18 protein-coding genes are annotated in these 23,144 nt (G+C 72.0%); 3 read left to right on the forward strand and 15 right to left on the reverse strand.

The annotated features are described in order from the left end of the window. Window positions 1-41: 41 nt before the first annotated feature. Window positions 42-2,297: a DUF2169 family type VI secretion system accessory protein gene (locus WMF31_RS42190; RefSeq protein ID WP_436607506.1), complete on the reverse strand. Its 2,256-nt coding sequence runs from the start codon at window positions 2,295-2,297 to the stop codon at window positions 42-44. A 40-nt stretch (window positions 2,298-2,337) separates the two neighbouring features. After that, window positions 2,338-3,591 (reverse strand): hypothetical protein, encoded by a 1,254-nt coding sequence (locus tag WMF31_RS42195; RefSeq protein WP_436607507.1) that lies wholly within the window; start codon window positions 3,589-3,591, stop codon window positions 2,338-2,340. Between the two features lie 57 nt (window positions 3,592-3,648). Between WMF31_RS42195 and WMF31_RS42200 the strand changes: the two genes are divergently transcribed. The 3 genes from WMF31_RS42200 to thrC all read left to right on the forward strand — a co-directional run bounded on the left by WMF31_RS42200 (window position 3,649) and on the right by thrC (window position 7,603). Beyond that, on the forward strand, window positions 3,649-5,007 hold the full coding sequence (locus tag WMF31_RS42200) for an NAD(P)/FAD-dependent oxidoreductase (protein ID WP_436607508.1): 1,359 nt from the start codon (window positions 3,649-3,651) through the stop codon (window positions 5,005-5,007). A gap of 111 nt (window positions 5,008-5,118) precedes the next feature. Then, complete coding sequence (locus tag WMF31_RS42205; protein ID WP_436607509.1) at window positions 5,119-6,207, forward strand: serine/threonine-protein kinase; 1,089 nt, start codon at window positions 5,119-5,121, stop codon at window positions 6,205-6,207. Between the two features lie 52 nt (window positions 6,208-6,259). Then, window positions 6,260-7,603, forward strand: a complete 1,344-nt coding sequence (gene thrC / locus WMF31_RS42210; protein ID WP_436607510.1) for a threonine synthase — start codon at window positions 6,260-6,262, stop codon at window positions 7,601-7,603. 62 nt (window positions 7,604-7,665) lie between these two features. On the opposite strand, the gene WMF31_RS42215 is transcribed toward thrC, so the two are convergent. The 13 genes from WMF31_RS42215 to gspD are packed head-to-tail and all read right to left on the reverse strand — an operon-like array spanning window position 7,666 to window position 23,123. Continuing rightward, window positions 7,666-9,513 (reverse strand): STAS domain-containing protein, encoded by a 1,848-nt coding sequence (locus tag WMF31_RS42215; protein ID WP_436607511.1) that lies wholly within the window; start codon window positions 9,511-9,513, stop codon window positions 7,666-7,668. A 45-nt stretch (window positions 9,514-9,558) separates the two neighbouring features. Then, complete coding sequence (gene gspN / locus WMF31_RS42220) at window positions 9,559-10,905, reverse strand: type II secretion system protein GspN (protein WP_436607512.1); 1,347 nt, start codon at window positions 10,903-10,905, stop codon at window positions 9,559-9,561. Beyond that, window positions 10,902-11,501, reverse strand: a complete 600-nt coding sequence (gene gspM, locus WMF31_RS42225; RefSeq protein ID WP_436607513.1) for a type II secretion system protein GspM — start codon at window positions 11,499-11,501, stop codon at window positions 10,902-10,904. Before gspM ends, gspN begins: the two co-directional genes overlap by 4 nt. Further along, the gene (pilM, locus tag WMF31_RS42230; protein WP_436607514.1) at window positions 11,498-13,009 is read right to left on the reverse strand and encodes a type IV pilus biogenesis protein PilM; all 1,512 of its coding nucleotides are present in this window, start codon (window positions 13,007-13,009) and stop codon (window positions 11,498-11,500) included. The genes gspM and pilM overlap by 4 nt, the downstream gene beginning before the upstream one ends. A 27-nt stretch (window positions 13,010-13,036) precedes the next feature. Further along, the gene (locus WMF31_RS42235; RefSeq protein WP_436607515.1) at window positions 13,037-14,566 is read right to left on the reverse strand and encodes a general secretion pathway protein GspK; all 1,530 of its coding nucleotides are present in this window, start codon (window positions 14,564-14,566) and stop codon (window positions 13,037-13,039) included. 3 nt (window positions 14,567-14,569) lie between these two features. Beyond that, a complete protein-coding gene (locus WMF31_RS42240) occupies window positions 14,570-15,289 on the reverse strand; it encodes a type II secretion system protein GspJ (RefSeq protein WP_436607516.1) in 720 nt (239 codons plus the stop codon). Further along, a complete protein-coding gene (locus WMF31_RS42245; protein ID WP_436607517.1) occupies window positions 15,286-15,969 on the reverse strand; it encodes a type IV pilus modification PilV family protein in 684 nt (227 codons plus the stop codon). The genes WMF31_RS42240 and WMF31_RS42245 overlap by 4 nt, the downstream gene beginning before the upstream one ends. Window positions 15,970-15,995: 26 nt before the next feature. Beyond that, window positions 15,996-16,694 (reverse strand): pilus assembly FimT family protein, encoded by a 699-nt coding sequence (locus tag WMF31_RS42250; protein WP_436607518.1) that lies wholly within the window; start codon window positions 16,692-16,694, stop codon window positions 15,996-15,998. 28 nt (window positions 16,695-16,722) lie between these two features. Beyond that, window positions 16,723-17,154, reverse strand: a complete 432-nt coding sequence (locus tag WMF31_RS42255; RefSeq protein WP_436607519.1) for a prepilin-type N-terminal cleavage/methylation domain-containing protein — start codon at window positions 17,152-17,154, stop codon at window positions 16,723-16,725. 11 nt (window positions 17,155-17,165) lie between these two features. Beyond that, window positions 17,166-17,579 carry a type II secretion system protein GspG gene (locus WMF31_RS42260; RefSeq protein WP_436607520.1) on the reverse strand — a complete coding sequence of 138 codons (414 nt, stop codon included), beginning with the start codon at window positions 17,577-17,579 and terminating at the stop codon, window positions 17,166-17,168. 8 nt (window positions 17,580-17,587) lie between these two features. Beyond that, the gene (gene gspF / locus WMF31_RS42265; RefSeq protein WP_436607521.1) at window positions 17,588-18,814 is read right to left on the reverse strand and encodes a type II secretion system inner membrane protein GspF; all 1,227 of its coding nucleotides are present in this window, start codon (window positions 18,812-18,814) and stop codon (window positions 17,588-17,590) included. 8 nt (window positions 18,815-18,822) lie between these two features. Next, the gene (gene gspE / locus WMF31_RS42270; RefSeq protein ID WP_436607522.1) at window positions 18,823-20,598 is read right to left on the reverse strand and encodes a type II secretion system ATPase GspE; all 1,776 of its coding nucleotides are present in this window, start codon (window positions 20,596-20,598) and stop codon (window positions 18,823-18,825) included. Further along, window positions 20,595-23,123: a type II secretion system secretin GspD gene (gene gspD / locus WMF31_RS42275; RefSeq protein WP_436607523.1), complete on the reverse strand. Its 2,529-nt coding sequence runs from the start codon at window positions 23,121-23,123 to the stop codon at window positions 20,595-20,597. Before gspD ends, gspE begins: the two co-directional genes overlap by 4 nt. Window positions 23,124-23,144 lie beyond the last annotated feature (21 nt).

The following is a 23,144-nucleotide window of genomic DNA, read 5'->3' on the forward strand; positions in this document are numbered from 1 at the left end:
CTCGGCCCGACCCAGCTCGGTCCGACTCGGCTCGGTCCGACTCAGTCCGACGTGCGCGCGGGCCGCAGCTCGTCCGCGGTGAAGACCCTCCCGAGCGCGAGCGCCTTGAGGGCGTAGCGGCTGGGCTCGATCTGGTCCTGCCGGAGGTGCGCCTCCGCGAGGACCCGCACCTTGAGGCTCGTCATCATGGGCAGCCGGTGCTCCAGGGCCCTCGGCAGGTAGAGCGGCATCGGGGCCTGCCCGCCCGCCGCGAGCAGCGCGCGGATCCACTCGTCGCCGAGCACCTTGCGGGTCTGGTACCGCCGCTGCTCGAGCAGGAGCCGCTCGGTGTACGCCTCGATCTGGCCGGCCGGCAGCGCGCGGTGCGACTGCGCGAGGTGCTCCTTGAGCTGCTGGGTCAGCCGGTCCACGACGCCGGTCGAGCTCTGGAGGTAAGGCGACTTCAAGAGCTCCCCGACCGAGTCGATGGCGTCCTTGAGCTGCTTGTCGAGGCCCGCGAGCGGCGTGACCACGGCGACCGTGGCCTTGAGCGCCTCGAGCTCATCGAACGGGAACCGCGCCTCGCCCGTCACGAGCACGAGCGGCGGAGCGAACCGCTTCCGGTCGCCGAGCGACGCGAGGATCGCCTTGTGCACGCCGCCCGGATCGATCAGCGAGCCGTCGGTGAGCACGCCGAGGACGTGGTGGCGATCCTTCGCCGCGGCCGCGTCGTCGGCCGGCAGGTCGTGGCGGGGGTCGATCTCCTCGAAGTCGAGCTCGAGGATCAGCTCGCGCCACCGGGCGCGGACGCGCGGCAGCGCGTCGGGGTCGAACCAGAGGAGCTCGACGATGTCGTCGGTCGGCGCGGCCGCGGGCCGCGGCGCCGGCGCGCTGACCCTGGGATCGCCGTCGCCCTCGGTCGGGCGAGGCAGCGGCGCGCGGGCCGCGCTCTCGGAGGCCCCGATCCTCTGGCCCACCGTCATCGGCGGCGCCGCGTCCGCCGCCCAGGGCGCGGGCGCGAGGGCGCTCAGCGGCGCCTGCTCGACGGGGGGCGCAGGCGGCGGCGGCGGGGGCGCAGGCGGAGGCGGCGCAGGCGGAGGCGGCGGGGCCTGCCGCACCACGGACGAGACGGGGAGCGCCGCGAGGCTGCCCGGGGCCCCGGGCGCGCGGAACGGGAGCCCGGCGCTCGAGCGGCCCGAGTGGGGCGCGCCGTCGGCGCCGCGCTCTTCCGTCTTCCAGGGCAGCACCGGCGCCTGCTCGGGCTTGAGCGCGGGGACCTGCGTCTGGGTCGCGCTCAGGCCGGCGCGCCGGGAGGTCGGGGGCATGGACCGCTCGGCCTCCGTCCTCGCGAGCTGCGACGGCTCCAGGCTCACCACGACGCGCCCGCGCTCCTCCGGGTGCTCGAGCGCGATCTGCGCGCGGTAGGTCAGCGAGCAGCGCCCCCGCGCGGCGTCGATCCAGAGCGTGTCGCAGCGCATGGCGACCTGCCGGGAGCCGCCTCGCCGGCCCTCGACGGTCGCCACGGGGCGGAGGCCGGGCAGGTTGGTCACGAGGCGCGGGTGCTCGGGGTGGAGGTTCTCGAGCACGAGGCGCTCGTCCTCGCGCAGCGACGGGAGCTGCTGATCGGCGGGGGCGATGTTGAAGTAGGCGAGGTCGAGCCCGGCGGGCAGCGGCTTGCGGCTCCAGTCGCGGTGGGACCACCCGGCCGCGTGGCGGCCGAGCTTCTCGACGCGCGACGGCCACGTGGGGGCGATCGGGCCGAAGCCGACGGGCTCGATGGGCTTGCCCGGCTCGGCGATGAACAGCCCCGGCGGCTGGAGGTTGGGCACGGCGATCTGCCCGTAGGCGTTGCGCGAGGCGCCGCTCACCCCGACCGGGTTCCACGACCCCGGCCCCCCCGCGGCGCGCTCGTAGACCAGCGGCATCTGCGCGAACGGCGGGCCCTCGTGGAGCGCCCCGTCCTGGGAGAAGACCCGGTCGCACCACACCTCGATCGACTTGTCGACGTCGCCGACGATCATCCTGGTCATCAGCGAGCGCACCGGCACCTTGCCCGGAGCGAACGCGAAGCCGACGAGCACGACGTCGGCGCGCGGCTTCGCGGGCGCGAGATCGCTCGCGGACTGGAGGCTCCTCGACGGCGCCTCCTCGCCCGTCGCGTCGCCCTGGCTCGGCGGGTCCTGCTCGGGGGCGAACAGCGCCTCGCCGGGGCGGAGCAGGAACGTCGCCTTGCAGACGACGGTGAGCACCCAGGAGCCGGCCTGGGATTGCCAGAGGATCGAGGCGGCGGGGAGCGGACCGGCGGTGATGACGTTCATGGTGGAAGGGGGCTCCAGGCACGCCCGCGCGCCCGCGCGATCACCGCGGCACCATGGTCGAGGACGGCGCGGGCACGTCGCGGGTGATCTCCGCCGCGTCGGCCGCGCCCGCGTCGGCCCCGTCGGTCGGCGGGGGCGGCTCCGAGCCCGGCGTGATCGGCGTGCCCTCCCAGGTCGCGTTCCTGTCCCGGCTGCCGTAGACGAACGGCAGCCGGGTCTCCAGCTCCCGCGCGATGCGCGCGAGCTCCTCGTCGAGGTAGCGCGGGTTCGCGAGCACCCGCTCGCGGACGCCGCTGTTCAGGTAGCCGCGGACGTCCGGGGTGTCGGGGTAGTACTTGTTGAACACGTTGTACCGGAACAGCGGCTTCAGCCGGTGCAGGTCCCTGGCCCCGGTCGGCAGGGGCAGGAGCTCGACGAAGCTCTTCCGCTTCGCCCGCTCCTCCAGCCGGTCGAGCACGAGCTGCAGGCTGTTCTCGAGGAGGTGCGGCGCGCAGTGGTCGGCGAAGTCGTCGTAGAGCAGCCGCATGAGCGCCCTCGCCTCGTCGATCGGCAGCTGCGCCTGCCGCTCGCGGCCCATGCGCCGGACGAGCACCATGAACGGCGCGGGCTGGTTGCCGGTCGCGCGGATCAGCTCCGGATCGCGGAAATCCGGCTGGCGGTAGGGGAAGTGGCGCGGGTTGATCGCGTCGAACCCGCCGCGGCCGTAGAACAGGATCCGCTGCCACGACAGGCGCTCTTCCGGCGTGAAGTACTCGACCTCGGCCGCGAGATCGAGGCTCATCCCGAAGTACTTGCCCGGCGCCGAGGGCGCGGGGAGCGTGATCTTCCCCATGGCGTGCAGGTCGGCGAGGTACTGCATGGCGAGCTCGACCGGCGCGATCCGCAGCCAGTAGGACAGCACCGTCCCGCGCGCCTCGGGCATCATGAAGATGTGGGCGAGGTAGATGACGCAGAGATCCGGTGAGTACGCCGGGTTGATGAGCACGGTGCCGTCGCGGACGCCGCGCAGCCTCCCGTCCGGGCCCCGCGCCACGAGCAGGAAGTAGCGCATGAAGGTGCCCGACGGCTCGGGCGTGAACGGGTCGTCGCGGAGGAACGCGTGGATGGCCTCCTTGCGCTCCATCTCCCCGTGGGGCCCGAAGCAATCCCACAGGATCTGATACGCCTCGTCGAAGTCCGGGTCGGAGGGGTCCTCGATGGACCAGATCTGGTATTTGCGGGTTTCACGCTCGATCATCTCCACCACGTCCTGGTGGAAGAGATCCTTCATGCAGAGCCGGACGCGCCTCTTCAAGGGGGGTTCCAGGGGTCCATGATGCCAGACGAAGCGCTACGCTGACAGGTGACCCTCGTGGCTTCGGGATCTCTCGGCGACATGCACACGCTCACGCACATCGATTCCGCGCTCTCCGTGTGGAGCGCGGCGGAGCCGGCCTACGAGCCCGCCCCGCCGCTCCGCGGGGACGCCGTGGCCGACGTGGCCATCGTCGGGGGAGGGTTCACGGGCGTCTCCACCGCATACCACCTCATCCGCAGATTTCCGAGCCTCCGCGTCATGATCCTCGAGGCGCGCCGCCTGGCGAACGGCGCGAGCGGGCGCAACGGCGGGATGATGCTGAACTGGATCAACGGGGTGAGCTACCGCGAGCCCGAGCTCACGCGCCGCGTCTACGAGGCGACGCGCGACGGCATCGACGGCATCGTCGGGCTGATCCAGGAGCACGGGCTCCCGGTGCGGTACCGGCGCGACGGCTGCCTGGAGGTGCTGACGGACGCGCGGCGGGCCGAGGCTGCCCACGCGCGGGCGGAGCAGCTCGCCGCCTGGGGCATTCCGCTGCGGTACCTGGACAGCGCGGCGGTCGCGCGGCGGCTCGGCATCCGCGGGGCGGCCGGCGCCGTGCTGGACGAGACCGAGGGGCAGCTCAACGGCGTCGACCTCTTGCGCGGCCTGCGCCCGCTGCTCCTCGCGCGGGGGGTGGCCCTCCACGAGGACACGCCGGTGCTCCGGGTCGAGGAGGGGCGCACGATCGCGCTGACCACGCCGGGCGGGCGGGTGCGCGCCCGGGCGCTCGTGCTCGCCACGAACGGCTACACGCCGCGGCTCGGCTACTTCAAGGGCGGCGTCCTGCCGCTGCACTCGCACGTGCTCGCGACCGAGCCGCTCGACGAGGGCGCGCGCGCCGCGCTCGGCTGGGGGCAGGTCGCGGGCTTCAGCGACGATCACGACCGCATCGCGTACGCGAGCATGACCCCGGCCGGAGAGCTCGTCTTCGGCGGGGGCAGCAACGCGGCGTACGCCTACCTCTACGGTGGCCGGACCTCCTACCCGGGCTCCCCCGACTCGGCGCGGCGGGCGTTCGAGGCGATCCGGCGCCGGCTCGTCGGCTATTTCCCCGCAGCCGAGCGCCTGCGGATCGCGCACCGGTGGACCGGCACCCTCGGCATCACGATGAGCCGGCTCTGCAGCATGGGGGTGCGCGGCGAGCACCGGAACGTGTACTACGCCCTCGGCTACAGCGGTCACGGCGTGGTCCTCGCCAACCTCGCGGGCCGCGTGCTCTGCGATCTCTACGCGGGCGACCATGACCGGTGGCGGGCGATGCCCTTTTACATGGCCCGCCTCGGCGGCATCCCGCCCGAGCCGCTCCGCTGGCTGGGCTACCAGGTGTACACGAAGCTGACAGGGCGCTCGCCGCGGAGGGGGGCCTGAACGGCGCGCCGCGGGGGGTGGGGCGACGGCTCCGCGCCCGCAGCTCGTGTGACGGCGCGCACACCCCGGGCTTGCGTGGCCGGAGCGCGGGGCGCTATTCGATGCGGGGCCATGTTCTGCGCGCGCTGCCACCGGGAGTACGACGCGGGCCATCGGTTCTGCCCTTACGACGGCGCGGAGCTCGCCGAGGCGCGGCGCATCGAGCTCCTCCGGTTCAAGCCCACCCGGCTGCGGGGCACGGTCCTCGGGGAGCGCTACGAGGTGTGCGGCTACATCGGCAAGGGGGCGATGGCGCGCGTCTACCTGGCGATCGAGCGCGCGACCGGGCAGCCGGTCGCGATCAAGGTCCTGGAGTCGTTCTCCGCCCGGGCGGAGCGCACGCGCGAGCGGTTCGTGCGCGAGGCGCAGAGCGCCGCGATGATCGGGCACCCGAACATCGTCAAGGTGCTCGACGCGGGCACGCGCGCGGACGACGGCGCCCCGTACCTCGTCATGGAGTACCTGTTCGGCGAGTCGCTCGGCGACTGGCTCCGGCGCGAGCGCCGCATGGACGCGGACCTCGCGCTCCCGGTGCTCTGCCAGGCCGCGTCCGGGCTCGCCGCCGCGCACCGGGCCGGGATCATCCACCGCGACGTGAAGCCCGACAACATCTTCCTCGTGGGCGCGCAGGGCGACCCGTACGCGGTCAAGGTGCTGGATTTCGGCCTCGCGAAGATCCAGGCGGCCGAGCACATCACGGCGAGCGGCACCGCCGTGGGCACCATCGAGTACATGGCGCCCGAGCAGGTCGTGAGCGACCTGCCCGACCCGCGCACCGACGTGTACGGGCTCGGCGTCGTGATGTTCCGGACCTTCACCGGCGTGCTCCCGTTCCCGCGCGCGCAGCAGTCGGAGCTCCTCGCCCGGCAGCTCGTGACCCCGCCGCCCCGCCCGTCGGAGCGGCGCCGGAGCATCGACCGGCCGCTCGAGTCCGTGATCCTCAAGGCGATCCGCAAGCGCCCGGAGAACCGCTATCCCTCCATGGAAGCGTTCATCGAGGACCTCGAGCGGCTGGCCGGCGACCGCGACGGGCCGCTCTCGGCGGAGGCGCCGCTCGCCGCGCCGGACGACGTGTACGTCCCGCAGGGATCGTTTGCCAGAAACGCGGCGATCTACTTCTATAGGCGGCTCGGGATGGAAGCCCCACGCTTCAGCGACTGAACGACACCACCTCCCGCGAGCGCTTCCCGTCACCCAGGAGATCCGTATTGCCATGGCCTACACTGCTGCATTCCGATGTCTGACCGGCTGCCCCGGGCGCTATCCGCTGACGAAGCCGCTCTACCGTTGCCCCACCTGCGGCGGCCTGCTCGACGTCGCGCACGACGTCGACGCGCTCCGCGATCGGAGCCCCGCCACCTGGATGAAGCTCTTCGACGAGCGCTACAAGCGCACCGTGTGGCCCTACGGCTCCGGGGTGTGGGGGAAGCGGGAGTGGGTCGCGCCCGAGGTCCCGGACGAGGCCATCGTGTCGATGGACGAGGGCGGCACCAACCTGTTCTGGGCCGATCGCTACGGCCGCTCGCTCGGGCTCGACGAGGTGTGGGTGAAGCTCTGCGGCAACAGCCACACGGGGTCGTTCAAGGACCTCGGGATGACGGTGCTCGTCTCGGTGGTGAACAAGGCGATCCGCGAGGGCCTCGAGGTGCGCGCGATCGCGTGCGCGTCGACGGGCGACACCTCGGCCTCGCTCGCGGCGTACGGCGCGGCGGCCGGCCTGCCCGTGGTGGTGCTGCTGCCGCGGGGCAAGGTGTCGACGGCGCAGCTCGTGCAGCCGATCGCGTCGGGCGCGCTGGTCCTCTCGCTGGACACCGACTTCGACGGCTGCATGGCGATCGTGCAGCGCCTGTCGGCCGACGGCGTGGTCTACCTGGCGAACTCGATGAACGCGCTGCGCCTGGAGGGCCAGAAGACGGTGGCCATCGAGATCGTGCAGCAGTTCGACTGGACGCTGCCCGACTGGGTCATCCTGCCGAGCGGCAACCTCGGCAACGCCTACGCCCTGTACGCCGGCTTCAAGATGCTGAAGGACCTCGGCCTGACCACGCGCTTCCCCCGCCTGTGCGTGGCGCAGTCGGCGCAGGCCAACCCGCTCTACCGGGCGTGGACCGAGGGGCGGCGCGAGGTCGCGCCGATGAAGGCGGGCGAGACGCTGGCGACCGCGATCCAGATCGGCAACCCGGTGAGCGCGCCGCGGGCGATGCTGGCCCTCCAGGCGATGGACGGCGTCGCGGAGCAGGTGACCGAGGACGAGCTCTGCGACGCGGCGGCGCGCGCGGATCGCACCGGGATGTACACGTGCCCGCACACGGCGGTCGCGCTCGCCGCGCTGGAGAAGCTCGCGAAGAAGGGCCTCGTCGAGAAGCGCCAGCGGGTCGTCGTGGTGTCGACCGCGAACGGGCTGAAGTTCACCGAGTTCAAGGTGAAGTACCACGAGCGCGCGCTCGCGGACGTGACGAGCCGGCACGCCAACCCGCCGGTCGAGCTGCCGCCCGACTACGACCGCGTCCTCGCCGCCCTCGACCAGCACGCGGCGCACGCCGCGAAGGCGCGCTGAGCGCCCCCGTCGGCGCGCCGGGTCATCCCGGCGCGAGACGATCGGCGCACGCTCCGGATCGATCAGCGTCGCCGCGCGCGCCGCCGCCGGCCCCTGTCGAGCGAGCGCGAGCGCGAGGAGGCCATCGCCGAGGCGATGCCGTTCTGCAGCGTGTTGTGCGTGATGATCCCCTTCAGGTCGACGCCGAGCTCGACGAGCGTCCGGGCCACGTCCGGGCTCAGGCCCGTGATGATCACCTCCGAGCCGAGCAGGCGGACCGCGGTCGCGGCGCGGAGGAGCTCGTCCGCGCACTGGCCGTCGATCCGCGGCACCCCGGTGATGTCGAGGATCGCGACGCGCGCGCGGCGGGACGCGACGCCGCGGACCAGGGTCTCCTGCACCCGCCGCGCCCGCTGCGTGTCGAGCGCCCCGACGAGCGGCATCACGACGATCTCGTCGCTGATGGGGATGAGCGGGGTCGACAGCGCCGCGAGGATCTCGTTCTGCGCGCGGAGCGACTCCTCGCGGGCGCGCCGCGCCTCGGTCTCCGCCTCGGCGCGCTTGCGCTCGGTGATGTCGCGCACGATGACGACCGCCTCGGCGCGGTCGCTGCCGGCGATGCGGACCTCGTAATCGCGCGCGCCCTCTCGCCGCTGCTCCTGGTACTCGAAGACGTGCGTCGCCTCGTCGGCGAGCGCCCGCGCCACGAGCTCGGTGATCTGCTCGGCCACGCGGGCGGGGAACACGTCGGCGACGTGCCTGTGCAGGAAGTCCTCGGCGCGGAGCCACGGCCTCGACTCCCTCGACGCCTTGAAGTCCAGGCAGACCCCCTCGCCGCTGATCCGGAGGATGGTGTCGGGGATCGCGTAGAGGAGCGCGCGGTTGTTCGCCTCGCTGCGGCGCAGGGCGGCCTCCACGCGCTTGCTGCCGATGAAGTGCCCCGCCTCCGCGGCGACCGTGAGCAGCACGTCGAGCAGCCCCGGATCGCGCTCGCGCGGCTCGGCGTCCATGAGCTCCAGCACGGCCGCGACCTCCGCGTCGGCCCGGACCGCGACGGGCAGCTCGATCGCGAAGCGGAGGCCGGCGCCCAGCGCCGCCTGCGCGCGCGGGTCGTCGTCCACGGCGTCGAGCTCGCTGAACCAGCTCGGCTCCCCCTGGGCGAGCGCGCGGCCGGGCAGGCCCGCGCCCCGGGCGAACCGGCTCCCCCGGGTCGCCGCGTCGAGGCCGGCCGCCTCGTCGGGCGCGGCGCTCCACGTGTGCTCGCAGCGCAGCGCGCCGCTCTCGTCGTCCCCGAGCCACAGGGCCGCGAACCGGAAGCCGAGCGTCTCGCCGAGCGCGCCGAGGAGCGCCGCGGCGCCCTCCGGCAGCGTCGTCGACTCGACCAGGATCCTGGTCACGGTGTACTGCGCCGACAGCTTGTAGTTGGCCGCGGAGAGGGCGCGGCGCTGACTCCACTTCTCGGTGAGCGCGATCGCCGCCTGACGGACCTCGCTCGGGTCCAGCGGCTTTGCGAGGACAAGGAGGTTGTCGGAGGGGGCCAATCGGCTGGAGAGCTCCCCCCACGGATCCTCCGCGCGCGCCGCGCAGAGGACCGCCTGGATGGCGGCGTCCTCCCGGAAGATGCGGGCGAGCGTCTCGATGCCGTCCCACCCCGGCGGCGTGCGCACGTCCACGATCACGAGCGCGTACGGCGCGCCGCGCTGCTGCGCCTCCCGGACCTGCTCCAGCCCGTCCGCCCCCTGGGTCACGGTCGTGAGCTCGAACCTCACGTGCCCGCGAGGGGTCGAGTCGCGGAACAGCGCCGCTCCGAGGGGCGCGGGCGCCGGCGCGCCGTCGTCGGCGCGGAAGATCCTGTGACAGTCGTCGCGGAATGCCTCGTTGTCGCTGATCAGCAGGATGCGCCTGTTCTGCCGCCAGCCGAGATCCCGCATCGCCGAGCCGTCAATCCTCGGCCATGTCGCGCGTGAGGTCCAGGTCTATTCGACGGGAGGAGCGCTCTCGCCCTCGCCCTCGGCGTTCGGATCCAGCGGGGGACGCGGCGGGACCATGCGCGGCGCTCGCCCGACCGGGTCGTCCTCGGCGGCGGGGGGCGGCGGAGGCGGCGGCGCGGGGGTCTGGGTCACAGGCGGTGGAGGTGGAGGCGTATCGTCGCTCTCCGGTTCTTCGCTGTCCCCCGCTGCCGGCACCTCCGGGAGGTCGGGCGGCCGGGGCACGGCGCCTGCCCGCCTCGTGGTCGGGCCCGCGCCCGGCGCGTTTTCGGTCTTTCCGCGGCCACGCGCCGCGGGCGAGTCCGCGGCGTGCGGATCGAACCGCGGCCGCCTCAGCACGCCGTGGACGTGCCAGCCGTAGAATCCGTCTGCCCGCTTCGAGCGCTTCATCTTGGGCTGTTGCATCTCGATGAGCCCAGGCACGTTCGAGCCCGGCGCGCCGAGCAGCGATTTGGTCACATCGTTCTTCCCGCGGTAGGCGTCGGAGAACTTGAAGCGGACGTAGAGGTCCGCCGTGGAGTTGTTCCACGGATCACGCATGGTGATCTTGCCGTCGCCGTCGAGCTCCAGATCCGTGCCGTTCGCGCTCAGCTTCGTGACCTTGAGGACGCCGTCGTTCGCCTCGGCCGACAGGAGGAGCTCGCCCAGCTTGGCCTCCGGGAGCGCGATGAGCCCCTGGATCTTCGTCTTGCCATCGCCGACGGAGACGTCCTTGGCCGAGACCTCGAGCGCGCCGCTCGCCTTGTTGAGCTTGCCCTCGGGCGCGCTGAGGTCGAGGCTCGCGGTCAGCGTGCCGGCGATCGGCAGGCCGAGGATGTCCCCGAGCGGGGTCACCTTGGCGAGCTCGACGTCCGACACCTCGACGTGCATGTCGCCGCCCGACTTATCCATCGGGGCGACGCCCTCGATCTCCCCGCCGAACACGCTCGCCCAGAACGAGACCCGCATCCGCCCGATGAGGAGCGGCAGGATCTTCACCCGGGCGTGCGCCTCGTCGATCTCGATGACGGTCGGCCTGGGCGGGCCGTCCTTGGCCGCGTCGCCCGACGTGAACGCGGCGGCGCTCGATCGCCTCATCGGTCCGAGCTCGTTCGGCGGCATGATGAGCCGCACGCCCGTCATCTCCACCCCGGTGAACCAGTAGGAGTCGAGCTCGTCGATCTCGAGGCGCTGCGCCTGGGCGCCCCGCTTCCGCTGCGTGCGATCGAACTCGGCGATCAGCCGGTCCTTGAGCCGGTCATACGGGAAGGTGAGGTATCCGAAGAGACCCAGGCAGAAGAGGTAAAAGAGCGGGTAGGCCGCCCATTTCGCGATCTTGATGAGCCGCGCTCTCATGGCTCCTCCTCCTCGAGGTCGCCCCCGGAGGCGCCGGTCGACGCGGGGCTCGTCGGCGGCGGATCGGCCTTCCGGTCGTACGCCGAGACGCCGAGCTCCACCTCGTACGAGTCCGGCTCACCGGCGCGGGGCTTGAGGTTCAGCTTCGTGATCGCGACCGGGTGGCCGGAGCTCTCGATGCGCTCGAGCATCTTGGCGAGCCCGAGCATCCCGATCCGGTGCATCTTCACCACCGTGATCCGCTCGGTGTACTTCTTGCCGTGCGGGACCTCGGGGCGGTCCTGCGACTCGGCCGCGGTGAGCCCCTGCTGCTTCGCCGCGTCCTCGATGAAGCCGGCGAGGGGCGGCGCCGGCCGCGCGTAGCGCGCGAGCAGCGCGTCCCGCTGCGCCTTCCGCTCGCTGACCCGCCCCGACGCCTCGTAGATCGACTCGAGCAGGTCGCGCACCTCCTGGTTCTTGGCGCGCCGGCTCGACGCCATGCTGGCGAGCCCGATGGGCACGAGCAGGATCACGGCCGCCACGAGGAAGCCGACGAGGATGTTGAGGAGCCGGCGCTCGCGCGGCTCCAGCTTGTCGAGTCGCTCGCGCAGCGTCATCGCGATCCCTCGGGTCTCTCCGGCGCGCCCGCGGAGGCGCTGTCCGCCGAGTCGGCGCCGGTCTTCTTCTTCTTCTTGTCCTCGCACTTGAGGTCCAGCTCGAGGACGTACTTGTGCTTGCCCTGCACGTACTGGCTCGTCCGCGCGATCTTCACGTCGCGGAAGCAGCGGTGCTCCTTCATGTGATCCGCGATGATCTGCGCGTCCGACACCGAGGGCACGACGCCCTGGAGGGTCACGTGGCCGCGGTTCACGTCGAGCTCGACCACGTCGTGCGTGATCTCCTTCGGCACCGCCTTGGAGAGCTGCACCATGACGTCGAACGCGTCGACGCGGGGCATCGGGTCCTCGTCGGCCGCGCCGGGGCCCTGCTCGAGCAGCTCGCGGGCCTTGTCAGGGTCGCTCGTCTCCTCGCCGAGCACGTCGCGCGAGGCGGTCGCGAGCGAGGCGAGCAGGAGCTCCCGCTCCGCGTCGAGCGTGCGCAGCTCCGCGACGATGGAGAACCCGAAGCTCAGCGCGATGACGGTGCCGAGGCCGGCGAGGATCGGGATCTTCTCGCGCAGGAACGGGTAGCTGCGCTCGGCCTCGAGCGCGCCCCGCCGGAGGTTGAACCCCTTCGTCTTCGGGGTCAGCCCGAGCGCCAGCCCGAGCGCCTTGGCGAAGCGGGGGAGCGCCGCGGCCTGCTCGGGCGTGAGCCCCTCGATGCGCGGGGGCGGCAGCGGCAGGACGGCGACGCCGAGCTGGGTCGACAGGAACAGCTCCGCGCCCTGCACGACCGTGCCGCCGCCGACGAGGTACAGCCCCGCGAGCGGCTCGCCGCCCAGGTTGCGCCACGCCGCCAGGGTCTGCCGGAGCTCGCGCGCGAGGGCCGGCGCCGTGTCGGGGAGCCCGGCCGTCCCGCGCGACAGCGTCCGGGCGAAGACCGGCTCGCCGCCGGAGAGGATCACGATCTCGGACGTGAGCTGGTCGAGGTCGAGGATCGCGATCGGCGCGCTCGCGCCGGCGCCGGACGCGGTGAGCTCCGGCATCACCGCCTCGAGGTTGGCGAGCGCCACCGCGCCGAGCGCGACGCGCTCCGGCTCGAAGCCGAGCGCCTCCTTCACGACGGCGATGCGCTCGCGCACGTCGTCCGCGCGCGCGGCCGCGGCGAAGATCGGCAGCGCCTCGGCGCCGGGCGGCCGCCGGAGGAGGCGGTAGTCGAAGACCGCGTCCTCCATCTCGAACGGCACGGTGGCCTCGAGCTCGAAGCCGAGGACGTTCTCGACCTCCTTCTGCGCCGCCGCGGGCAGCTCGAGGCGCCGGTAGAACGACCTCTCCCCGGAGAGCGCGATGGCCGCGCCGTCGGGGCGGACGAGCCCCACGGCGGCGCGGATCGCCTCGGCCTCGGAGCCGGCGTCCGAGATGGACGCCTCGCCGAGCGCCTCGACGAACACCCGCCTGTACGTGGTGCGGATGAGCGCCGTCCGCACCACCGATTTTCCAGCATCTATCCCGAGCAGCCTGTGCATTTCCGCGCTTCTTCCCGGAGGGGTGTCCTATTGGATGCGATAGTAGATGATCGTCCCGGCGGGGTTCGACCGGACCAGGGTTTCGTAAGTGTCCTGGGTCGCGGCGGCGCCGCCCCCGCCAGCGCCGCCAGCGCCGCCACCGCCGCCGCCACCGCCGCTACCGCTACCGCCGGGCTCGCTGAGCTTCCCTGCCCCCGTCATATCGAGCACCGCGTGGATGCGCACGCGCGTCTCGCGCTTGTTCCCGGGGACCACGCCGTCGGCGTAGATGCTCAGGAACTTGGTCTTGTTGCCGATGAGCCCCTGCCTTTGCATCGACTTCAGGCTCGTCTTGAACTTGACGGGCTCGACGCCCATGGCCTTGAGCTGCTGACCGAGCATGGATCCCAGGGACATGGATTTGCCCTCCTGCTGGGTCATCGCCGCGTAGTAATCGGCCGCGGAGGGGAAGATGAGCCCCCCGGTCAGGCCCTGCACGAGCGAGACCACCGTGAGGAAGGCGGTCATCTGGATCGGGTCGTTGCAGAGCGGCGTCGTGGCGACATCCACCAGGTTGGGGCTGCACGTGAGCGCGAGGAGCGCCTGCGGGCTCGCCGTGGTCACGTTGATGCCCTGCTTGCGGTTGCCCCAGACGGTCAGGACCCGCTTGTCGGGGTCGTTCGGGTCCGGATCGACGAACGTCGCCCAGAAGTCGTCGCCCATGCCGCGGACGAGCCGCAGCTCCTCCAGCGAGTCGTACGGGGCGTTCTTGCGCTGGTAGGCGAGGCCGAGCGTCTGGTAGATGCTGTCCTCCGCGCCCGTGGAGCCCTGGGCGTTCGCGGACAGATCGCAGTTGAAGAGCTGGTCGCCGGGATCGGCCCAGTCGATGAGCGCGCTGCAGATCGCCGTCCGGTCGGAGAACTGGCCGTCGCCGTCGCGCTCCTCGAAGAGCGGGTTGTACTGCGCCGGGCCCATGAGGGCGAACAGCTGGCCCGCCACGGCGAGCTGGTCCTGGATGGCGATGTCGTCGGCGGCGCGGTTGATGTTGAGCTTCGCGTCCTCGTCGACGATCTTGAGCTCGAAGCGCCCGCCGCCGGTGAGCCCCAGGTTCTTGCCCCCCGCCGCGCTGCCGTCGGCCGCCCCGGGGGGCGGCTCCTCGCCCGGCGCGACGAGCTGCGCGTTGAAGGGGCCGAGGAAGATGTCGGTGAACCTCCAGATCGGCACCTGGATCTCGCCCCGCACCCCGACGATCGCGAGCATCGGCCCGATCGCCGCGCTGACGGTCGGCTCGGCGGCGATGAGCATCCGCGACAGGTTCACGGCGCTCCGCGCGTAGTACTCGGCCCGGAGCGCGTCGCGGTCGGCGAGCGCCGCGGACAGCTCGGTGGACGTCTCCTCCTGGAGCTCGGTCAGGAACACGGTGAGCACCGTGATCGCGCCGAGCACCATGACCAGCGCCACGCCCCGCCGGTCGCGCCGCCTCCTCAGGCGGCGGCGCGCGCGTCCGCCCGGCGGGGTGGGGCCCGGCGGGGTGGGGGAGGCGCGCTCCTCGGCGTGGGGTGCTGCGGGGTGCGTCATGGCTCAGTTGCTCACGCCGAAGGCGATGGGGACCTGCATCGGGATCGTGACCTTCGTCTCGAACTTGATGGGCTCGTCGCCCGGCCCGCCCTTCAGGACCAGCGTCACCCAGACCTGCGCCGGGAGCCGGTCGAGCTGCGCCGCCGGCTGCGTCGAGTCCCACGAGTCGGTCCACTCGCCGGTGATGGGATCGAGGTACTGGACGTCGAAGCTCTCGATGTCCTCGGCGAGCACGTTGACGACCCCGCCCCGCGTCGGCTCGAGGTCGATGTGCTTCGCCTCCCGACGAACGAGGTCGAGCTTGTCGCTGCGCTCCGGGTCGCGCGAGGCGAAGTAGCCGATCTCGCACTGATCCGACTCGTGCGCGTTCCTGAGGAGCCTCCGGTGCGCGAACGCGGTGAAGTCGACGCGGTCGGCGGGCGAGGAGTCCTCCCCGGTGAAGGCCGTGAGCCGCACGACGATGTTCTTGTCGGCCGGCTGGTGCCGGGACAGGAAGGCGGCCTGGAGCTCGCGCGAGATGCGCGCGACGGCGGCGCGGCCCTGGTGGTAGCGGTCGCTCATGCGCGCGATGCCCGTGCGCGCCCGGCTCATGCCGTCGAACGCGCCGTAGATGAGCGTCCCGATGAGCGCCAGGATGCCGACCGAGACGAGGACCTCGAGGAGCGTGATCCCGGCCGCGCCGCCGCGCCGCCGGGCGCTCGCCGTTCGCGCCGCCGCGGTCACTCTCCACCTCCCGCGCCGCCCTCGCCGGTCCCCTCGGGCGCGCCGAGCTGGGGCACGGTGATCCACTGCACGAGCTCGAGATCGTGCTCGCGCGCCCCCTGCTTCCACGTCAGCGTGACCGTCACCCGCCGCGCGCTCGCCTCGAAGATCGGCTGGATCGTCGGCGCGAGCATGTCGATGAACGGCTGGAGCAGCCCCGCGATGCCGCCGGCGGCCGCGGCGTCGCCGCCCCCCTCGCCGCCCTCGGCGCCGACGAGCGACTGCGCGAGATCGCTCAGGTTGCCGCTCGGGGCGGCGGCGCCGGTCGACTCGGACGGCTTCGCGAGATCGCCGAGCGCGCCGAGCCCGTCGAGATCCGCGTCGAGGTCCAGCTCGCCGTACCTGGGCTCGGGCATCTCCGGCTTCTCGATGCGCCACGAGCACTTGATGCCCGGCGTCTCGTCGCCCTCGCAGCACGGCCCGCTGTCGGCCTCGTCGAGCGCCGGAAGGCCGTCCCTGGCGAGCCGCTCCTCGAGCTCGGTCATCTTGCAGCGCGCGAGCCCGGTCGCCACGCTGAGGCTCCGCGCGTGCGCCGCGCTCGAGAAGGCGCCGGCCTGCGCGGAGAGGATCGCCGTGAGCCCGAGGCCGAGGATGGCGACCGCCACCATGACCTCGAGCAGGGTGAAGCCGCGGGCGCGCATCAGACCCCCGTGTCCTCGCGCTCCCATCAGAACCCCGTGTCCTCGCGCTCCGACGCCTCGGCGTCGTCGCGCGGCCTGGGCATGCTCACCTTGCCCCGCCGGAGCTCCGTCTTGCCGGTCAGCGGCGAGACGAGCACCGTCATCACCGAGTCGTCGGTCCCCCCGGCGCCGAGGCTGAGCTGGATCGCGGCGCGCTCGGTCTGGCCGCCAGGCCAGAAGTAGAGATAGGCGCGCCCCTCCGCCACGGGGTCGTCCTGGTGCGCGGTCTCGACCTGGAGGAAGCGGACGCCGCTCGACAGCTCCTTGCCGGCCCTGCCCTCCTCGGGGTTGAAGCCGTACGCCTTCGCCGGCTGGAACGCGGGGCGCGGCGCGCGCGGCCCCTTCAGGATCGACTCGGCCTCCTCCACCGCCGCCCGCTCTGCGTCCGTCGCGGCGGCGGCGCCGCCGGTCCGGTCGTTCCGCTCGATGGCGAGCGCGCTCGTCGACTCCTCGAGCGCGATCATCCGCTCCTCGAAATCGAAGACCAGCCGCACCGGCTTGGACTGGGCGTTCGCGTGGGCGTAGGCCACCCGGACCGCGCCCGCGACGAGCGCCGCGCTCCGCTTCAGCCGGGCGCTCGTGACGGCGCCCATGCCGAGGATCACCGAGCCGCTGATGACCGCGATCACCGTGACGGTGATCAGCACCTCGACCAGCGTGAGTCCCCTCGTGCGACGGCGTGCCATGGGCGCTCTCCTCGCTACCAGCGCGGCGCTACATCTCCGCGATCTTGGAGAGGTCCGACTGCTTCATGTTGTCCCGGATGTCGTCCTGGGTGCCCTCTTTCCTGTCGTCGCCGGCCGAGATCACGCGGATCTCGCCCTCCTCGCACTTGATCTTGTACGGCACGCCCCACGGGTCGTCCGTCTTGTTGGCGTCGATTTGCTTCGCGCTCACCAGCGTCTGGAGGGTCGGGCAGGTGTCGCCGCCGCTCCCGAGCTGCTGGTACTGCTCCGCCGCGCTCTTGATGACCGTCGCGCCGGTGTAGGCGCTCTTGATGCGCGACTCCTTGAGCTTCGGCCACAGCGCGAGCGTCGCGCCGCCGGCGATGATCGCCATGATCGTCACCACGATCAGCACCTCGACCAGGGTCACGCCCCGCGAGAGCTTCCGGCCCAACCTTCGAATGTTCTTCGCTCTGTTCATTCCCATCGTCCTCACTCCACCCTGTCCAGGCCGCCGATCTCGCCGTCAGGCCCGTCGCTCATCAGATCGTATCCCTCCGGATCCGCCCTGCCAGGGCAGGTGAGCCGGAGCGGCCGCCCCCACGCGTCGACCGGGTCCATCGCGAGGTATCCCTCGCGCTTCAGCTCTTCCAGCGAGGCCGGGCACCGCCGCTCGTGATCGGCGCGGTAGAGCGTGACGGCCCCGTGGACGACGGACAACGTGGCGCGGGTCGACCGGATTCCCACGAGCCGCCGCTCGCGCGCGCCGAGGAGCAGGAGCAAGAGGGCCATGGCGAGGCCGGCCGCGAACGGCGTCGCGCGCGCCATGCCGGTCCGCCGGAAGAGCCCGCCGCCGCGCTCCCAGGGGAAGAAGATCGTGCTCTCTCGCTGCCTGCGCCGCCCCATGATCCCCCCTACCCGACGAAGCTCGACATCTGGATGAGCGGCATGAGGATCGAGATCGCGATGAACGCGACCGCGCCGCCCATGACGACGATCATGAGCGGCTCGAGCAGGCTCGTGAGCACCTGGACGCGGGTCTCGACGGCGGAGTCGTAGGCGTCGGCGACGTTCTCCAGCATCGACTCGAGCTGCCCGCTCCGCTCGCCGATGGCGATCATGTGGGTGACGATCGGCGGGAACCGGCCGCTGCGCTTCAAGGGATCGGCGATGCTCTGGCCCTCGCGGATCGACCCGATGGCGTCGGTGACGACCTTCTCCAGGGCCGCGTTGCCGAGCACGCTCCGCACGATGTCCATCGCGCTGAGCAGCGCGACGCCCGACGAGAGCAGGGTCGCCAGGGTCCGCGCGAAGCGCGCGATGGAGAGCATCTGGATGAGCTTGCCGAAGATGGGCGCGCCGAGCACGAAGGTGTCCCACCGGAGGCGCCCCTTCGGCGTGCGCACCCAGCGGCGGAACCCGTACACCGCGCCGACGAGCGCGAGGATGACGAGCCACCAGTAGCTCGCGGCGAACTCCGACGTGCCGATGAGCAGCGCGGTGTACCAGGGCAGCGCCTGGTCCATCGACGCGAAGATGCCCGTCACGTTCGGCACGACCGCGACCATGAGCACCGAGATGAGGCCCGTGCCGATGACCGCCATCAACGCGGGGTAGGCGAGCGCGGCCGTCACCTTGCCGACGAGCTTCGCCTGGTTCTCCATGAACGTGGTCAGGCGGCTCAGCACGCCCTCGAGCGTGCCGGACGCCTCGCCGGCGCGCACCATGCTCACGTAGAGCGGCGGGAAGACGGACGGGTGCCCCTCCAGCGCCTTGGCGAAGCTCGTGCCCTCGCGCACCTGCTCGCGCACCTGCGTGAGCACCTTCTTCAGCGACTCCTTCTCGACCTGCTCGATCAGCGCGTTGAGCGACTCGAACAGCGGGATGCCGGCGCCGATGAGCGTCGCGAGCTGGCGGGTCATCACGGCGACGTCCGTCGTCGAGGGGCGGCTCGCGAAGGCGAAGAGCTGGATGTCGCGCTTCGCCTTCTCCTTGGCCGCCTGCTCCTCGGTCGCGCCGGTGAGCATGATGCCGTCCTTGCGCAGGGCGGCCCGCAGGGCCTTCGCGTTCTCCGCGTCGCGGACCCCTTTGACCGGCTTGCCGCTGGCGACGAGGATGCCCTTGTATTCGAATACCGCCACGGCTCTCCCTACTCGTCGACGATGACGTCTTCCTGGGTCGCCGCGAGCACCTCCTCGACGGTGGTGATGCCCTGGATCACCTTGCGCGCCCCGTCGTCCCGGAGGGTGTCCATACCCTGGGAGATGGCGACGCGCTTGATCGTCTGCGCGTCCGCGCTCTTCAGGATGAGCGGGCCCACCGCGTCGTCGATGACCATCAGCTCGTAGATGCCCCGCCGGCCGATGAAGCCCTTGTGGTTGCACGCGTCGCAGCCGCCCGGCTTGTGGAACACGGCGCGGTCGATGTCCTGCCCGATGTACTCGTACTTCTGCCCGTGCACGCTGTAGCGGTTCGACAGCTTCCGCCGCGCCTTCCAGGCGAGCCGGTCGCGGTCGAGGCCGAGCTGCTGGAGCTCGTGGTCGGACGGGCGGTAGGGGACCTTGCAGCTCGGGCACAGGAGGCGCACGAGGCGCTGGGCGAGGATGCCGATCACGCTGCTCCGCACGAGGAACGGCTCGATCTCCATCTCGACGAGGCGCGTCACGGCGCCGGCGGCGTCGTTCGTGTGGATCGTGGAGAGCACGAGGTGGCCGGTCAGCGAGGCGTGGATGGCGATCTCGGCGGTCTCCTTGTCGCGGATCTCGCCGACCATGATCACGTCCGGGTCCTGCCGGAGGAACGCGCGCAGCGCCGACGCGAAGGTGAGCCCGATGCCGGGGTGGACGTGGACCTGGTGGATGCCGCCGATCTCGTACTCGACCGGATCCTCGGCCGTGAGGATGTTCCGGCTCGGCTCGTTGATCCGGTTGAGGCAGGCGTAGAGCGTGGTCGTCTTGCCGCTGCCGGTCGGGCCGGTGACGAGGATGATGCCGTCCGGGCGCTGGATGAGCCCGTCCATCAGCGCGTACTCGCGCGGCGCGAAGCCGAGGTCGTCGAGCCCGAGCAGGACCGACGCCTTGTGCAGGATGCGCATCACGATCCGCTCGAAGCCGCGGCTCGTCGGCACGGTCGAGACGCGGATGTCGACGCTCTTGCCCGCGATCTTCAGGGTGATGCGGCCGTCCTGGGGGAGCCGCTTCTCGGCGATGTTGAGCGACGCCATGATCTTCACGCGCGCGATGATCGGCGCCATGAACTGCTTCGAGGCGCGCTTGGCGACGTAGAGCTCGCCGTCGATCCGGTAGCGGACGACGACGTCGCGCTCCTCGGGCTCGATGTGGATGTCGCTCGCCCGCTCGCGGACCGCCTGCGCGAACAGGCCGTTGACCCAGGCGATGATCGGGGCGTCGTCGTCCGAGTCGATGATGTCGACGAGGTTGTCCTCCTCGAGCGCGGTGTCGCCCTCGAGCTTCGCCCCCCCGTCCTCCTTGCGCTCCCAGACGCGGTTGATCGCGTTCAGCACCGCGTCGCTCGTGGCGACGGCGATCTCGACCGGCTTGCCGAACAGCGCCCGCACGTCGTCGACCGCGGTCGTGTCGAGCGGGTCGGCGACCGCGCAGTAGACGACCCCGTCGTTCTCCGCGAGCGGCAGGATCTTGTGCTGCTTGGCGTAGGTGATCGGCACCCGGCTCGCGAGCTCGAGCGGCACGGCGTCGGAGTCGATGCGCTGGAGCAAGCCGACCTCGCACTCCTCCGCGAGCGCCTTCGCGATGGCCGCCTCGTCGGCGATGTTGGACGAGACGATGAGGTCCGCGAGCGGCTGCCCGCGCTCGCGGACCGTGTCGTAGAGCGGCGCGAGCCGCTCGGCGGGGACGACGCCCCGCCGGACGAGGATCTCGCCGAGGTACTGTTGCTGCACGCTCATTCCACGCGCTCCATCTGCCGCGTGCCGGGCGTGCGCCGCGGGGGCCGCGCGGGCCGCGCGGGCCGCGCGGGCCGCTGGACGTTGCCCGGCGGGGGCATGTCGCCGTCCATCTCGATCGCGCCCGCGGGCCCGCCGTCTTGCCCGCTGAACGTGGGCAGCCCGACCGGCTCGACCGGCGCGTGCTCGCGCGGCTGCTTCGGGCGGGCCTCCTCCTCGAGGCGCGCCCGCTCCTCCTCGGTCAGGATCGACTGCCGGATGTCCTCCACGAGCCCGTTCGCCCGGCTGAAGTCGCGCGGCGGCTCCCAGGCGGCGCTGTCGCTGAAGACCAGGTAGCGGTCGATGAACTCCTGCCGCTCCTGCATCTTGCGCTCGAAGATGGCGCGCAGGTCCTCCTGGTCGCGGATGACGTAGGGCGTCAGCACGAGCAGGAGGTTCGTCTTCATCTTCTTCTTGGTCCGCTGCCGGAAGAGGGCCCCGAGCACCGGGATGTCGCCCAGCACCGGGATCTTGGTCTCGGCGGTGGTCGTGTAGTCGCGCACGAGGCCGCCGATCACCACGGTCTGCTGGTCCCGGACGACGAGGGTCGTGCTCGCCGTGCGCTTGTTGATGGGGATCGCGCCGAGCGCGCCCTCCAGGGTCGGGCCGGCGTCCGAGATCTCCTCGGTGAGCTCCAGCCGCACCTGGTCCGAGTCGTTGACGTGGGGGATGACCTTGATCTTCGTGCCGACGTCCTGGCGCGCGGCGGTGCCGCCGATGCCGCCGAGGCCGCCGAGCAGGCCGCCGAGCGCGCCGAGGCCGCCCGCGGCGGCGGCGCCGTTGCCCGCCAGGCCGGCGAGCGAGCCGAGCCCGCCGCCCACATTGGTCTGGAGCGGGATGTTCTGGCCGATCGAGATCTCGGCCGGCACGTTGTCGGTGGCGAGGATGTGCGGCGTCGCGAGGACGTTGGAGTCGCTGTCCTGGGCCAGCGCGTGCAGGACCACGCCGAACGCGGGGATCGAGATGCCCGTCCCGAGGATGTTGTTCGACCCCGGGATCTCGGGGCCCCGGACGCCGAGCGCGAGCGCGCCGAGCTGCGTCGGCACGCCGAGGATGGACGGCTGCGGGTTGTTGCCGCCGTAGATCAGGCTGTCGTCCGCGTTCAGCGCCTCGAAGGTGGTGCCGGCGTGGTAGCCGATGCCGAAGTCGAGCGAACGGTTGACGTTCACGTCCATGATCACCGCCTCGATGAACACCTGCCGCCGCGGCTCGTCGAGCTGGTCGATCACCTTGCGGAGCTGGGCGAAATCATGGGGTGACGAGGTGATGAGGAGCTTGTTGCTCGCCTCGTCGCAGGTGACCTTGACCTGGCCCTCGAAGATGTCGTCGGTCGAGCCGGGCACCGGCGGGGCGTTGCGCGCGGCGCCCCTGCCGCCCACGGCCGGGCCGCCCGCGCTGCCGCCGAGGACCTGGTTCAGCGTCTGCGACAGCTCCTTGCAGCCGGCGTGCTGGAGCGAGAGCACGTGGACCTGCCCCTCGCCCGACTGCGGCACGTCGAGGCGCTTCAGGATGCCGAGGACGCGCAGGTAGTCGGGCTCCGAGGCCGTGATGATGAGCGAGTTGGTCCGGTCGTCCGCGATGATGCGGGCGCCCGTGCCGCCGGCGCCGGGCCTGCCCGGCCTGCCGCCCGGCCCTGCCCTGCCGGGGTCGACGATCTCGTTCAGCTTCGTCGCGACCTCCGCGGCGGAGCCGTAGTGGACCGGCTGCACCCAGAGCTGATCGCCCGCGCCGCCGACGTCGATCTCCTCGACGATCCGGAGCATGCGCTGGATGTTCGTCCCGGTGTCCGTGATGATGAGCAGGTTGCCGGGCGGGTAGACGGTGACGTCGCCGTCCTTCGACTTGAACTTGTTGAGGACGCCGCCCGCGTCGTTGGCGTCGATGTGGTTCAGCCGGTACATGCGGGTGACGAACCGGTCCTCGCCGGGCACGGGCGCGGCGGTGCCGTACACGGGCGTCGTCTCCGAGACGGAGCCGGGCGTCTCCACGATCTTGAGGAAGCGCCCGTGGGGGATGACGGTGAGGTCGTTGGAGGCGAGGATCGACAGGAACGCGCTGTACGCCTCGGCGACGGTCACCTTCTCCGGCGCGTACACCGTGGCCTTGATCTGCCGGAGCTTGCCGCCGTAGATGAAGCGGCGTCCGGTGATGTTGCTGATCGCCTTCACCAGCTCGGGGAGATCGGCGTCGTCGAGGTTGAAGCTGACCTTGTAGCCACCGGGCTTCGGCTTGAACTCGATCTCCTGGACGCCCTGCTTGACCGCCGCGAGCGGGTCGTCATTGGCGCCCGGCGCTCCGGCGCCCGGGGCGGGCGCGCCAGGGCGCGCGGGGGCGGGCGGCGCGGCCTGGCCAGGGGTCCGCAGCACGGGGGCGTTGCGGTTCGCGGGCTGCGCCGCGGCGGGCAGGGCCGCCGCGGAGAACACGAGCGCCGCCACCGGCGCGGCGAGGAGGCTCTTCCGGGGGCAGCGGGATCGCTCGAAGGTCGTCATCACCATCAGTCGGCTCGATGT

The sequence above is a fragment of the Sorangium sp. So ce1036 genome (assembly GCF_051369805.1).
Taxonomy (GTDB): domain Bacteria; phylum Myxococcota_A; class Polyangia; order Polyangiales; family Polyangiaceae; genus Sorangium; species Sorangium cellulosum_F.